The organism is bacterium (assembly GCA_023135785.1).
GTDB lineage: Bacteria > CAIJMQ01 > CAIJMQ01 > CAIJMQ01 > CAIJMQ01 > CAZNJA01.
Map to the genome: position 1 here is coordinate 1 of JAGLSL010000014.1, position 14,499 is coordinate 14,499.

Genomic DNA, 14,499 nt, shown 5'->3' on the forward strand with positions numbered 1-14,499 from the left:
GTTCAGGATGTTGGGCTTTCCTGCGCCGATGGAAATGAAAAAAACGAATCCTACATAAGTCAGTACACCGATTATAAACCACTCAATCACAAAGAAGTTGGCACGATTGTTTGCTGCCGTCAAAATGAGCATGGACCGGGCTGCGTGCCCTGGCTGGCATTGGGCTCAATTGGTAAAACAAAAAGTTTTTCAACAGATGGTATGCAATTTTTTGGCACAAATTATAAGGCAACGGGTTTGGCTGAGGCACTTTCGCAATCTGAATTTGGTGGATTGTCTCAACAGGAATTCGGTTTGATTGCCTTGCAAGCTGAACCTGTTATTTTGAAATCGGGACAGGAAAAAGATTTTGGTTTTTTCGGTATTTTCCACAAAAACCATCCTGCAGCTACTACGCAGGATGATTTAAAATTGCTCGAGCCGGATTTGCAGAATATTAAAAAACTCGCCCAGAAACCATGGCAAAAGGACTGTGTTTATACTGAATCGGTTGGCAGCTTGTTTTCGCAGTCACCATTGTTTGCCTGTGATGAGTTGACGACTGCTGAACTTGATAAATTATTCAGCAGCAACAGAAAACACAGCGAAATCCATAATGGTAAATTGCTTTCGTTTTTCTATGGTGATAATTGTCATGTGGCTCTTGGTGAAAAAGAAGTTATTGCGCAGCGACCGCACGGACACGTAATAAAAACTTCACACAGCTTAAATGCCAGCGATGCAACTATGAGTTGTACGGCTTTTATGTTTGGTGTTTTCCAATCGCATATTACGCAGGGCAATGTCAACTTTAACCGCCTTACGACTGTAAACAGCAGTGCGCTAAACATAGTCCGCCACACAGGTCAGCGAATCTTCATTTTGCAAAACGGCCAATACTATCAACTCGCTGTTCCATCAGCTTTCGAAATGTCTATCAATCAATGCAGATGGATTTACAAAAAAGGCGATTTGATATTTGAAATTTTGTCAGCTGCTTCGCCTGATTCGGCTGAACTTACACTTGGAATTAATGTTCTAAAGGGAACTGCGCCCCAATGGCTGATTTCAAATAATCTTACAAATGAACACGATTGGCAGCTTGTTTCTGATAAACCAAATAGTTTTAAAATGCTGCCAGGCGAAAAAAGCGAGCTTGCAAGAATGTTTCCGGATGGTTTTTTCCAATTGCAAATCGAAACACCAAATGCAGTTGAAAAAACCGGCGCAGATGAATTGCTTTTTGCTGATGGAAAAAGCCGAGCTTTGAATTTCTTTGTTATAAAATTAGTTGAAACAAATAAATTTACAATGCGAATTAATGGCCGTCTTGTAAAAGAAGATTTGTCACAAACAGAATCTGTCCAGGAAAATGTTTTCGGCGGATTTGATTTGTCAAAGCAGGGCGAAAACGAAGCAATATCTGCAATTAGCCATATGCTGCCGTGGTTCGTGCAAAATGCACATATTCATTATCTTACGCCGCATGGATTAGAGCAGTTCGGTGGAGCGGCCTGGGGAACAAGAGATATTTGTCAGGGGCCGATAGAAATGCTGCTAGCTCAAGGACACTACGCTGCTGCAAGAAAAACGCTTGCTACTATTTTTGCAAATCAAAATTTCGATGGCAACTGGTCGCAATGGTGGATGTTCGACTGCTATAAAAATATCAGAGCGGGCGAATCGCATGGCGATGTGATTTTCTGGCCGGTTCTTGCTGCGTGCGAATATATTTGTACATCCGGCGATTATGAATTTTTGAACGAATCGCAGCCGTATTACAATGGCTCAAACGAAAACGAAACTGTAATAGAACACATTAACCGCATAATCAAACACATAAAAGACACGCGTTTTGTCAGCGGAACAAAGCTGGTAAATTACAGCGATGGCGACTGGAACGATTCAATGCAACCGGTAAACCAGAAGCTCAAAAAACGCATGATTAGTTCATGGACGGTTTGCCTTAGCTATCAAACATTCAAAGCTTTTGAAACAGTTTGCAATAATTGCGGTCGCGAGAAAATTGCAAAAGAAATTGGTCAACTGTGTGATGAAATTCAAAAGGATTTTAGCCGCTTACTCATTAAAGATGGTGTGGTAGCCGGATTTGGTCTGGTGGGTGAAGGAAATAAAATAGATTTACTTTTACATCCATCCGACAGCACAACCGGTATTCATTACCGTCTGCTGCCGATGATTCGCGGAATAATAAGCGGTATATTTACGCCACAACAGGCAAAAGAACATGCTGAAATTATAGAGAAACATTTGAAAGGCCCTGACGGCGCACGGCTGATGGACAGACCAGTAAAATACAATGGCGGATTGCGAACATATTTCAAGCGAGCAGAAAGTTCATCTTTCTTCGGTCGCGAAATTGGAATTATGTATACTCATGCACATTTGAGATACGTTGAGGCGATGGCTAAATTAGGCCATACACAGGAATTTGTAAAGGCATTACGTCAGGTTGTACCAATCGATATACAAAAAATTATTCCGCAGGCAGACATCCGTCAGTCGAATTGTTATTACAGTAGTTCCGATGGCGATTTTGCAACACGTTATGAAGTAAACGAACATTACGAAGATTTAATAGCCGGCAAAATCGCATTAAAAGGCGGCTGGAGGGTGTATTCAAGCGGCTCAGGAATGTTTGTCAGATTTGTAATAGATTATTTACTGGGAATTCGCTATAATTGCGGCAAAACAATTTTTGACCCGGTAATGACAAAAGAATTCGATAGGCTTGCAGCAAAAATGAAACTGCACAGTTGTGGTACTGAACTGCTCTACAGTGTTAGTGGTGAAAATAATGGCGTAAAGAAAATTGAGATTAACGGCTCAGGCATTGAGTTTAAGAGAGAAGATAATCCATACCGCTTGGGAGGCGCAAGCATTGAAGATTCTAAATTGAAAATGGTTCTTAATAAGAATAGCAGCAATACGATAAAAATTAGTCTTTAACTGTTATACAAAGGATAAATTAAATCATAGGCTGTCACGAAACTCGTTCCAGCATATGATTACACAGATAATAGCGACAATGTTTTTAATCGGTGTAATCAAGGGCAACGCTCTTGTGATGCCCTATTAAACAAAGAAAGGAGAGAGAAGATATGGATATAAAACAACATCATATTACTGCTAAGGAGGACCGACTCCCTTTTATCCAAAAGTTTGGTTATGGAATCGGTGCCGTAGTCACAATTGTAGCAGTTAATTCTTTGATGCAGCTAACCGGCCTTTTTTACATTGATTTATTGAAAATCAGCCCGATTCTTCTCGGGTTTGCAGCGGCGATACCGAGATTATGGGATGCGATCACAGACCCTCTGGTTGGAAATCTTTCCGATAACACTCGCTCCCGATTCGGCAGGCGACTTCCGTATATCCTGATAGGAGGTATTCTGGTTGGTATTACATTTGCGATGATATTCATGGTGCCCCGAGAATGGAGTGCAAATGCGATGTTCGGTTATTTCTTAGTGTCATCATTGATTTTTTATACCGCTGTTACTATTTACGGCGTGCCTCATGGCGCATTAGGCCTTGAAATGACTAACGATTACAATGAAAGAACACGACTATTTGCATATGCCAGTTTCATTGGGAATATAGCTGCCATTGCATCGCCCTGGCTGTATTATTTCGCAAACAGGTCTATGTTTAAAGACCCAATCGAAGGCATGAAGTGGGTATGTATATGGATGGGGCTGATTCTGATTATTGCAGCAATCATATGCGTTCTTACATGTAAAGAAACTAAGACTGAACAGGTTAAAAAACAAAAGAAAATGGCATTCTGGGAAAGTTTTAAAATCACCTATAAGAATCGCACATTTATGATGCTGGTAATTGTTTTTGTGCTGGTAATAGTCGGTTTCCAGTTCGTTATGGGTTTTAGTAATTTTATAATGATGTATTTTGTGTATTCCGGTGATAAAGTTGCTGCGTCCGGAATGATGGGATGGATGGGAACAATCTGGGCGGTGACTGCTCTTGCTGGTGTATTCCCCATGATGTGGGTATCTTCCCGTTTGGGCAAAACAAAGACCGTTATATTCTCCTTTTCAATTCTCATACTTGCTCAGCTTTTAAAAATCGTATGTTATAACCAGACATATCCTTGGCTGGTGGCGATACCTACCGTTCTATTATCCTGGGGAATGGTAATGTGTTTCACGCTTGTCAATGCTATGAACGCTGATATCTGTGACGAGGATGAACTTGTAACAGGAAAAAGAAGAGAGGGCAGTTATTATGCAGTCTACGGATGGTGGTGGAAGGTAGGAGTTTCTATAGCATGCATTATTAGTGGATATCTTCTAAAACTAACAGGATATGATGCAAATTTTGCCCAGCAGACAGCTTCCACCATGTTTTGGCTTAGATTCTGGGAGATAGGTATACCTACAGTGTTATGCATAGCAGCAATACTAATTCTAACTAAATATCCTCTTACTGAAAATCGAGCTTATGAGGTTAAAGCATTGCTTGAAGAGAGAAGAAAAGCTCAGGCCGTCAATCCTTAATTTTTCCGAAATGACCATGAATTTGCATGGACTCTAACCCCACCCCACCTCCGAGGTGGGATGGGGTTATTTTATAGTTGCTGATTGAACAGCATGATTAAAAAAAGATATGCGATAGAAATGCGGTAGATATAAATGGATATACGGTAGAAATACAATAGATATATGTTGTTAAAGGATTGAAAACCAAAAAAATTACATACTATAAAACAAAGCAAAAAACCAAGAATAATGACAATGTATCTCAATATATTTCCACCTTATTTCGACCTATATCAAGGTGTTATTTCTATCTATTTCCATTATATTTCTAATTTTATTGTAGTTGCCGATTGAACGGCTCTGTTTATTGTCATTTGTGTAGTGGTCGAGTTTGCCACTACTATAGACCAAAGACTGAAGACTAAGAGAATTCCTAATTTAGGAATTCGACATTGGGCATTTCATTAGGAATTAGAAATTGGTAATTAGGAATTTAATTTTAAAGAGTTGTAGCTGCCAATTGATTTAACCCACCTACGAGGTGGGATGGGAAGTTACATCGGGCGAGCCAACCCCGATAGAGATTAAAAAGAAATGCTATGATCCATGTCAGTCTAGAAGTAAAAGAAAATACAATATCTAACATTAAGTTTGATTTACGTCTCGCCATTAATACAGTAGCGGACTATCTCTAACGAGGTCAAAGGATTTAACGGGAAAATTGTCTAACTTAAGTAGTGAGTAGATTTATAGGGTGACAACACTGTTGTCATTGCCTCGTGAAATCCAAAGAATTTATAGGAGCGAGCGACCTCGCCAATGTTTCAGTGGCGGGAAGCGTGGCAATCCGACCTAAAAGGTCGTTGCCCCGAGGAATCTTTCAGATTCCCGGGACTAAAGTCCTTGAGATTGCCTTGCAATCTCTAAGGGCAATTTCTAGGGGCAAGGCACAGCCGAAGCAATCTCCGTGTAATTGCTTTGCCTTCGGCTCACAATGACATTTTTCTGTAATCAGATATCCTTATGAAAACAGAACAAGACATAGCGTTGGTTAGGAGAGTTAAGTCCGGCGATAGGGATGCGTTTGGCGAGTTGGTGCAAAAATATAAGCAGCAAATTTATTTTGTAGCTTATCGGATGACTAATAATCATACTGACGCAGACGACCTTTCTCAAGAAGCTTTTATCAAAGCGTATGAATCAATCGGCAACTTCCGAGAGAAATCCTCTTTTTCCACATGGTTATATAGAATAATTATGAACATGACAATCAATCACCTGAAGAAAATGGGGAGAAGACAAATATTTACATTAGATGAAAATATTTCTATTGAAAACACCTCTAACCCGGAGAAAATTGCAGAGAATCGCGAATTAAATAAAGAAATAACAAAAGCCATAGATTCTTTACCGCTGAAGCAAAAGGCGGTAGTAGAATTGGCGCTCCTCGAAGGTTTGCCTCATAGACAGATAGCGCAAATTTTGGGTTGTCGGGAAAAGACTGTGTCTTGGCGTTTATTTCAAGCGAGAAATAAACTCAAAGAAAAATTAAGTTTTGTTGTCTAATATAGTGAGCAATGATCACGTAGATTATTAAATTCAGATTACACAGATTAAAAACATCGTCGGTATTGTTTGTGTAATCCCTTTTGAAATCTGTGTAATCATAGGCTGGAACAAGTTTCGTGACAGCCTATCTAATATAATGAGGAGGTGAATAGAAATGGAGTGTGAGAAAGTACAGAGGCTTTTATCGAGTTACTTGGACAATTCGTTAAAGTTCACTTATACAGACTCAATTAAGGAACACATTGCTAAATGTCAAAAGTGTATGGATGAGCTTGACACTATGACTAAAATAGATAACCTGCTCAAACTAAAAGTCAAAGAAAAACCTTCCGAAGAATACTGGGAAAACTATTGGCAAAAATTAGAGAGTAGATTAGATAGAACTGCAACTCCACGACTATCTGGATATAGAAGATTATTCAATCGTTTTATCCCTAAATTTGCCCCGTTTAGAGATAAGACGCCACAGATATCTGACGGTCGCCTAAAGGCGAATCTATCTCTAACGGGGTTTGCATTCGCTTTGAACGGAATTCTGATAGCTTTGCTAATCTTCTTAGGCGGGCTTCTGCACATACGCACCCAAGAAATGGAGTGGCTCCAATCCGTTCACGAGAAAACGATAGAGCAAATATCCGCATATTTGCTCTACCCGGCAACACGAGGAAGTGTAAAAACAAATGCGCAGTTCCTTGACAAATATGATATGCTTACCTGTAATAATTATCACAGTAAATCCTGGTTAGAAATCAGTTTTGACGTGGCATCAGAGGAATTTAAAAACGGGGTAAAGAATATAAAAAAGGAGGGATGAGATATGATAAGTAGAGTTAAGATTCGAAATTCCGCAATTCGAAGTGGTTTCACTCTAATAGAGCTTCTTGTAGTAGTAGCAATTATAGGAATTCTGGCTGCAGTGCTACTTCCTGCGTTAGGCAGGGCGCGTGACCTTGCAGTAAGGGCAAGATGTATGAACAATCTGCATCAGCTGATACTTTCTAATATCCTCTATGCGAACGATAATGACCAATATCTCCCAGGACCGTATGGTATTAGTCAGTGTGACGGTGCTGGTAGCCAGTGTGTAAGTGCGGCTAAGGTCATGACCGGTAAGCTTTATACAGGCGGTTATCTGACTAACCTTGACTACTTTCAGTGTCCAAGCGCCCAGGCTCTATATCCGAATACTCCGGATGGAAATCCCAGAGCATGTGACTATACTGTGAGTTGGCCCACATTCTGTCGACCATATAACGCCGGGCTTAACGCCAATGGTATGATGATAGAGAGCGAATTGTCCAGTTTAGAATTAGTAACAACTAAATCGCGGAAAATTACAACATTTGCGGGCCCGAGCCAAACAATAGTCTATGCTGAAGAGAACACGGGAAAGGTGCCAAGCGGATGCTTTGGGGCAGGTCTCACAATCAATGACCAATATTTATGTTGGTCGGATGTGGTTGAACCGCGTCATATCAATGATTCCACCGCAGGATGTTTAGACGGGCATGTGATTCTTATTCCGAGTAGCTTGTCGGGCTGTGCAGCTGGCGAACCTTCAGGCCTTAACGCTGCCTATAACAAAAGTTCCCCAAAGAGGGCACATATGATGCCTCAATACTGCCCATTCTCTGGATGGACAGCCGGTGGTTATTAGATAAGACTTAAACAATTACCCCCTCCGTTTGCACAAGCAAACAGAGGGGGTTCATTTTCTTTTCTAACCCGACAATACGTTCAGATAATTGTAGTTGCCGATTTATCGGCTCTGTTTATTGTCATTTGTGTAGTGGTCGAGTTTGCCACTACTATAGACCAAAGACTGAAGACTAAGAGAATTCCTAATTTAGGAATTCGACATTGGGCATTTCATTAGGAATTAGAAATTGGTAATTAGGAACTTAATTTTAAAGAGTTGTAGCTGCCGATTGATTTAACCCACCTCCGAGGTGGGATTTGGTCACTATGGAGGGACTTAAGTTATGTCAGCCAATGCCAAAAGTTCCACAACTTCCAAACTGTTTATCGCTATCGCCTGTTTCCTTGTCCTCACAGCCGGATGCACTACCAGGCAAAACAGCTGGGGCAATATAAATTCCTGGAAAATCGAGACACAGGATCAGGGCTGCGCGCTAAAATTAAGCACAGTTCAGGATGGCAGAGACAAGGCAATTCAAGCCGATTATAAATTAAGAGACGAAGAAAGCTGGGTAAAAATGGAGTTACCTATAGGACAACTGCCCAGTCCGGAAACACCCATCAGTTTTGATATCAAAGCCAATGCCGGTTCGAATATAGAAATAAAATTTATCGATAGCGACGGTTCTATTTTCTGGGCAAAATACAGTTTGGCCGGTAAATACGAAAATTGGACTAAAACGGCGGTTTCTCTAAGGAATTTAGAATACGCCTGGGGTGGAAAAGACGATAATTTCGATAAGCTTTCCCTGCTTGAGTTTTGCTTCTCAGGTACAGGTTCAGGCAAAGTATGGATAAAAAACATTCGATTTGCCGACAAAAACACTGTTACAACACTGCCAATAAAACCAAAACCCGGATCAACAATTGACCCGAATGCTAAGATGGTGGGGGTTGGATTTGCCCAGAGAAGAGCTGAAAAAATGCTGCCGGAAGATCCGCTTGTATTAGAGTATCTAAAGATCATTCAGGATACATCTTCTCCGGAAAAACAACTCTTGCCTTCTATGGAAGACCTGGAAGCCCAAACATTCAATAATTCACTTGTTGCAATGGCATTCATACTCAAAGGCGAAAGAGAGAGAGCCGAACGCATCCTTGATTTTTATGCCAACGCGACCGATAAAAATAATCAGGACCAGATGCTACAAAATCTCTACTACAACGGCGAAGGTCGCGGATTTTTCCAATATGTCGCTATGAGAGACAGTAACGTAGTCAGTCCCGACCTTCATACAGAAGGATTAGCTGCGCCCGGTGAAACAATAAAAGTCATAGCATATCACAATCCCGGAAGATCAGACCGCTGGATGGGTGATATGGTCTGGCTGATGTATACATACAAGCATTATGAGAAAACATACAAATCAGACCGTTATGCAGACATAATAAAAAAAATAATGGAGCTTTTAGTGTCCTGGTACACAGATGACCCCGAAGGTGGTGGATATATTCAGCACGGCTGGCGAAAGGGCGATAAAAAACTGCACGAAGGACACGGTCATCCCGAAGGCAATGTTGATTGCTATGCACTGTTCAAAATTCTTGGTAATGATGAAATGGCCGGCAAAATCAAAACCTGGCTCGACCGGCAATTCGGTAACAATAAAAATTTGCCGCTTGATTTATATACCTGGCGAACTCTGGCTTATGGAAAAGATTACGCTTATCTGCTTGATATTCCCGACTATGATTTGAGATACCGCAAAACTCTCACAATTAACGGCAAAAAAGTTATGGGTTTTTATCACGGACCAGACATTAATGCAAACAATATCTGGCTCGACGGAACAGGACATATTGCCTGCGCATACCTTGCCTATGGCGATAAACAAAGGGGTTATTTTTACTCCAATCAGCTTGATGGCCTTTTGATTGACAGAATTATCGACGGCAAAAAAACCAGAGCCCTGCCCTACACAGCCAATAAAACAAGCGGTTATGACTGGGTCAACCCGAACAAAGGTTTTATTTCGGTCTGCGCCTGGTATATATTCGCCAAGAACAGATTTAATCCAATGACGCTGGAAAAATTCGATAATTAACAGTAAAAAACGCTTTACTTTCTTTGTTTCGTAGTTGCCCATTTATAGACGGCTTTGTTTAACTGATATAGAAATATAATGGATATACATGGAAATAAATTGTTTCTTACTACATATTTCTATTGTATTTCTACCATATATCTTTTAATCATGCCATTCAATCGGCAACTACAATTATCTGAACGTATTGTCGGTTTAGAAAAGAAATTAAACAATAAGAAGGGGGAGTCCCGACGTAACGTCGGGACTCCCCCTTCTTCAAGCAGATTGAATCGTTTAAGTCTTATTTAGTAACCACCAGCTGTCCATCCAGGGAATGGGCAGTATTGAGGCATTAGGTGTATCCTCTTTGGGCAATTTTGAGCATATTTACATATACCCCCCGTACAGTTTGATGTGCTGCTTTTAATAAGAATCACATGCCCATCCAAACATCCTGCAGTAGAATCATTAAGATGGCGTGGTTCAACAACATTCGTAGCGGATAAACTGGGATCGTCGATTCTATCCCCCGACCCGTCGCAGCCACTTGGCACCATTCCCGTATTCTCTTCAGCATATACCACTGTTTGACTTGGTCCCGGAAACGTTGTAATTTTTCGATGACAGTTAAAAGGATCGGAAGAGAGTGCAAGCGGAGCACCAGCATCTCCATACCAGCTAAATCTAGTTTCATCCACCAGCCCATTTGCGTCTATGGTAGAATCGTATGGTTTCCTCCATGTAGGGACTGAACAAGTATAGTCATACTGGCGATCCCTGAGTCCCTCTGCTCCACCGCCTCCTACTTTGGGATATCGAGCCTGGGCGCTTGGGCATTTCCAGAAGTCGGGGTTAAGATTATAACCACCTGTGGCAAGAAGACCGCGGTGATCACCGTATGGGTCTACATTGGTAGGGGACCAACCTGCAGGCGCGTTAATTGCCACAAGACTATCCCACATATTGGTACCCCTTACTCCCGGCAGGTATTGGTCCCAATCGCCTGCATATAATATGTTCGCAAGCATAAGTTGATGCAGATTGTTCATACATCTTGCCCTCACTGCCAAGTCACGCGCTCTGCCTAATGCAGGAAGCAGAACCGCTGCCAAAATTCCTATAATCGCTACTACCACAAGAAGCTCTATCAGCGTGAAACCACTACTCACCCGCCTCTTCGGGAAATCTTGTCCGAAGACTCCAAAGAGTTTCGGACTCTTTCGAAGAATCTTAACTTTACTTATCATATCTCATCCCTCCTTTTTTTGAAACGTTTATTTTTTCCGTTTTCTTGCCTCCTTTGATAATATAGTGCAAGTAATTCTTACACTACTGTTAGTTATATTTATACAACCATGCATCTTTTAGGGATAACCTATTAATCATCTTTCTGATACGTCAGAACACATCGTAAAATGTGACACATGCCCCTCTAACCTATTTAAGAACGCCTCCAACGACCTGGACCCGACATAACGTCAGAGCGTTAGGAGGTAACCAGAACAGTTCTTAAGTTCTGTGTTCTATAAAATCTATTCTTCTTTCAAAACCTAATATACTATCTTTAAAAGCCTTCTGGCTGTGGTTACTTTTGCTGAATTGGAACCCTTCTTTGCCTTCATTGAATAGTAAAAACTTCTCATCTGAGTATCAGCTTTTATTGCCGGCACTACCACTTCTATTAATGCCCATCTTATGTATTTATTCCCCTGTTTTATTATTCTGCCATGTTCGGTTTTAGCACCTGAAGAATATGTGAATGGAACAAGTCCTGCATAAGAACATAATTTATCTGATGTCGGGAAACGTTCGATATTATCTATCTCATATCTCAATAACATCTTTGCTCCAAATAAATCGCTAAACAATAGAGCTTCTTCTCTAATATTTTCCTGCCTGTCTATAAGGTTATGAATTCTTTTTACCATTGTCTTAAGTCTTACTAAAAACAGCCTCTGTCTTAATACTTGTTGTATGTGTCTGCTGTTAGAATCTCTTGGTATTTTGTCTGTCTTTATTTTCGCTTCCGCTATTGCCCTTACTTTTAAAGGATGGGCAACTTTAACTTTGTCTATATAGCCACTGTATATATCCTGAAGCAATCCCCAATTCCAACCCGATTCTAAAACAACTTTTGAACCATTTTTACTATAGGGCAATAATACTTGTTTTATGCTTTTCCTATCGTTGCCCAACCTTTGCCTACTTACTATTTTGCCATGTCAGGGGTTTATTTGTCCCTAACGGAAAGATTTACATCTCACATCTTTTCAGGTTCTGTATTATCAGTAACTAATAGTCAGCGACACCGGTAATTTATCAAAGAATATTTCATCACCGGTAAATCTGTTCCATGCTTTCCAGTTAATCTTTACCGTCTTAATTTTCCTATTCAAAAATGGCGACTTAAACACAAAACCTTTTGGCGGCTTCGCTTTGCCGGAAATTTTTACTGTTATGGTATCTCCGTCTTTTTTCATGGCGTAACTTATATCTCCATAATAGGTAGCCATATTCTTTACAAAAATACCTTCTTTTCTTTCAAGCCACTTTCCATCAATACCGTGGCCAAGAATCAATCTGTCTCCTGTTTCATAAACAAACAAACTGCGAACGCTGTTTATATATTCGGCGCCAACCCAGGTATGAGGCATATCGCCAAAATAACCCGGGAAACGATAATCGCTGTTCACAACCTCCGCTAACTGATTCCATTTAAGCGGCCTTCTGCATTTGAGCATAAACCTCAATAAATCAAGCCCCTTATCCTTCTCTCCCATATAAAACAAAGCTGGTGTAGTTCTTAATTCATAAGGTGTAAAGCAATACTTCGCATCAGGTTCGAATCTGCTCGATAAATCTTTGTAATATTTATCAAATGTGAACTTCAACCATGGCTTAAATTCCGGCGTTTGTAAATTTACCAGCTCATCGCAATACATAATAGCTACTGCTGTAGAAGTGGGGTCAAAATCGCCAAGGGAGGCGCTGGCTGGAATATAATCAACCTTAAAAAACTCTTTGGTTGCTTTTATTGAATCATAAAAACATTTCTTGAAATCGTTGTATTCCTTATCAGCCCATTTGGCTAATTCATCTTCTCCGAGGATAGTAAAAATATCCCTGCCGTCCTTCCAGCCCTTAAGCCCCCAGAAATCATCCCAGTAGGAATACTCACAACCGTATCCTTCATGGCTCCTGGATGGAGGAAGAATGCCATAATATTTTCTTTTTTCAGCAGGCCCATCCTTAAATTCCGGCGTAAGCGTCTGGTTCCTTAAATACACAAGATATTCCAGTGCTTTCTTTACATTGATGAGTTTGCCCTTGAGAAAATCTTTGTCTCTCGTGAATTTATAATATTCGAAAACAGTATAAATATACTCGCCCTGACAATCATATTCTATCAAATTATGCGGCGACTTTTCTTCCCATAAGGGGTCTTCGGCTTTGGTATCAATGATTGGTGGAACCAATCCGCTCTCCTCTTGAAAAGTTGTAAACCAATCAATAAATTCCCTTATCTCGGCAGTTATGCCCATCTTCAATAACGCAGTAGCTGCCATTCCGCCATCACGTATCCAGGACTTCTCATAGCTTCTTGCGCCCGGCTGTAATGCAGGACCGTCCTTGGTTATCAGGTTATACGCAATATACGATTTTAATGTGTTTATTATATCCTCTTCAGGAATATCGATTTCAACTCCGCTTGCCTTTGATTCCCAGTAAGCGATATTCTTTTCAAGAATTTTTTCAAACCCTGCCTTTACCCTGCGCCTACTCATTCTCGCATTCAAGCTCGGCATTTTATCGTGAAGCGGTATAGCCATAAAAAATTCTTTGCTTTGGCCCGGCTTCAAATCAAAATCATATCCTAACGCAGATGACGCAAACCCTTTGGCATCTTCTATATTTGTTTCTTTCGGAACAATTCCTTTTTCTATAAAAGTGGTAATATCTCCCTTGAGTCCCTGCGAAGAAGGAACCTTAAATGGAAACTTCAAACATTCACCGCCGGCAACAGAGCCGAATATATCGGGTTTTACTAATGGAAATATCTTGAATTTATTAACCGTTCGTCCTTCTTTACGGTGCATCGTGATATTGTTATCTATGTTTATCACATTATTCGAATATTCTATTTTATTAATATACGAAAATCCGCCACCGTTTTGCCATGGCGGAAATATTTGAAGCGGACGAATGGTCAGGAACAATTTGCCTGACGCATTATCCTTTCTTTTGTTTTCAACCTTATACCGAACATAAGCAATGGATTCGTTCCTTTTGCCATAAACAAATAATTTTACGTCCATTTCGACATCGTCGTAATTCCATTTGACGCAGGGAATTGGCAGATAAACATTTTCAAGCGATTGTGTTACTTCGGCATTATCTCTCGTAATTAGTTTGCCATCCAAATGCATAAATGGTATGACGCTGAAACCCCTTTTGTGCGGTTCAATTGTGCCGTCTTCACAGATAATGGCCTCGTTTTCATCGCCCTCAACCCCTATAGTATTCCAATACGCTTGTTCCTTCGACAACCATCTAGGATAATAAGCAGGTGATTGCCCAGCCATTATCTCGTAATATTTTTCCAGTGTTATCAATCCTGTTGGACCTGTTATTTCTATATCTTTGATTCCAACGCCCCTGCCGAAATTACTTTTACCGCATACAATCTTCATAAATCTCGCTGAGGT

At 40.6% G+C, this 14,499-nt stretch carries 9 protein-coding genes; 6 read left to right on the forward strand and 3 right to left on the reverse strand.

Annotated features, from left to right (window positions below):
- The 6 genes from KAS42_01365 to KAS42_01390 all read left to right on the forward strand — a co-directional run.
- Positions 1-2,949: hypothetical protein (locus KAS42_01365; GenBank protein ID MCK4904880.1), on the forward strand; the 2,949-nt coding region annotated here is incomplete at its 5' end.
- A 152-nt stretch (positions 2,950-3,101) separates the two neighbouring features.
- Positions 3,102-4,517, forward strand: coding sequence for an MFS transporter (locus KAS42_01370; protein ID MCK4904881.1), 1,416 nt, complete (start codon positions 3,102-3,104; stop codon positions 4,515-4,517).
- Between the two features lie 1,005 nt (positions 4,518-5,522).
- A complete protein-coding gene (locus KAS42_01375; GenBank protein ID MCK4904882.1) occupies positions 5,523-6,065 on the forward strand; it encodes a sigma-70 family RNA polymerase sigma factor in 543 nt (180 codons plus the stop codon).
- A gap of 157 nt (positions 6,066-6,222) precedes the next feature.
- Complete coding sequence (locus KAS42_01380) at positions 6,223-6,882, forward strand: zf-HC2 domain-containing protein (GenBank protein MCK4904883.1); 660 nt, start codon at positions 6,223-6,225, stop codon at positions 6,880-6,882.
- A 3-nt stretch (positions 6,883-6,885) separates the two neighbouring features.
- Positions 6,886-7,725, forward strand: a complete 840-nt coding sequence (locus KAS42_01385) for a type II secretion system protein (GenBank protein ID MCK4904884.1) — start codon at positions 6,886-6,888, stop codon at positions 7,723-7,725.
- 325 nt (positions 7,726-8,050) lie between these two features.
- Positions 8,051-9,811, forward strand: a complete 1,761-nt coding sequence (locus KAS42_01390) for a hypothetical protein (protein MCK4904885.1) — start codon at positions 8,051-8,053, stop codon at positions 9,809-9,811.
- 287 nt (positions 9,812-10,098) lie between these two features.
- Here KAS42_01390 and KAS42_01395 read toward each other — a convergent pair whose 3' ends face one another.
- The 3 genes from KAS42_01395 to KAS42_01405 all read right to left on the reverse strand — a co-directional run.
- Entirely contained in the window at positions 10,099-11,040 is a 942-nt protein-coding gene (locus KAS42_01395) for a type II secretion system protein (protein MCK4904886.1), read from the reverse strand.
- Between the two features lie 303 nt (positions 11,041-11,343).
- Complete coding sequence (locus KAS42_01400; protein MCK4904887.1) at positions 11,344-11,988, reverse strand: IS110 family transposase; 645 nt, start codon at positions 11,986-11,988, stop codon at positions 11,344-11,346.
- Between the two features lie 90 nt (positions 11,989-12,078).
- Positions 12,079-14,499: hypothetical protein (locus tag KAS42_01405; protein ID MCK4904888.1), on the reverse strand; the 2,421-nt coding region annotated here is incomplete at its 5' end.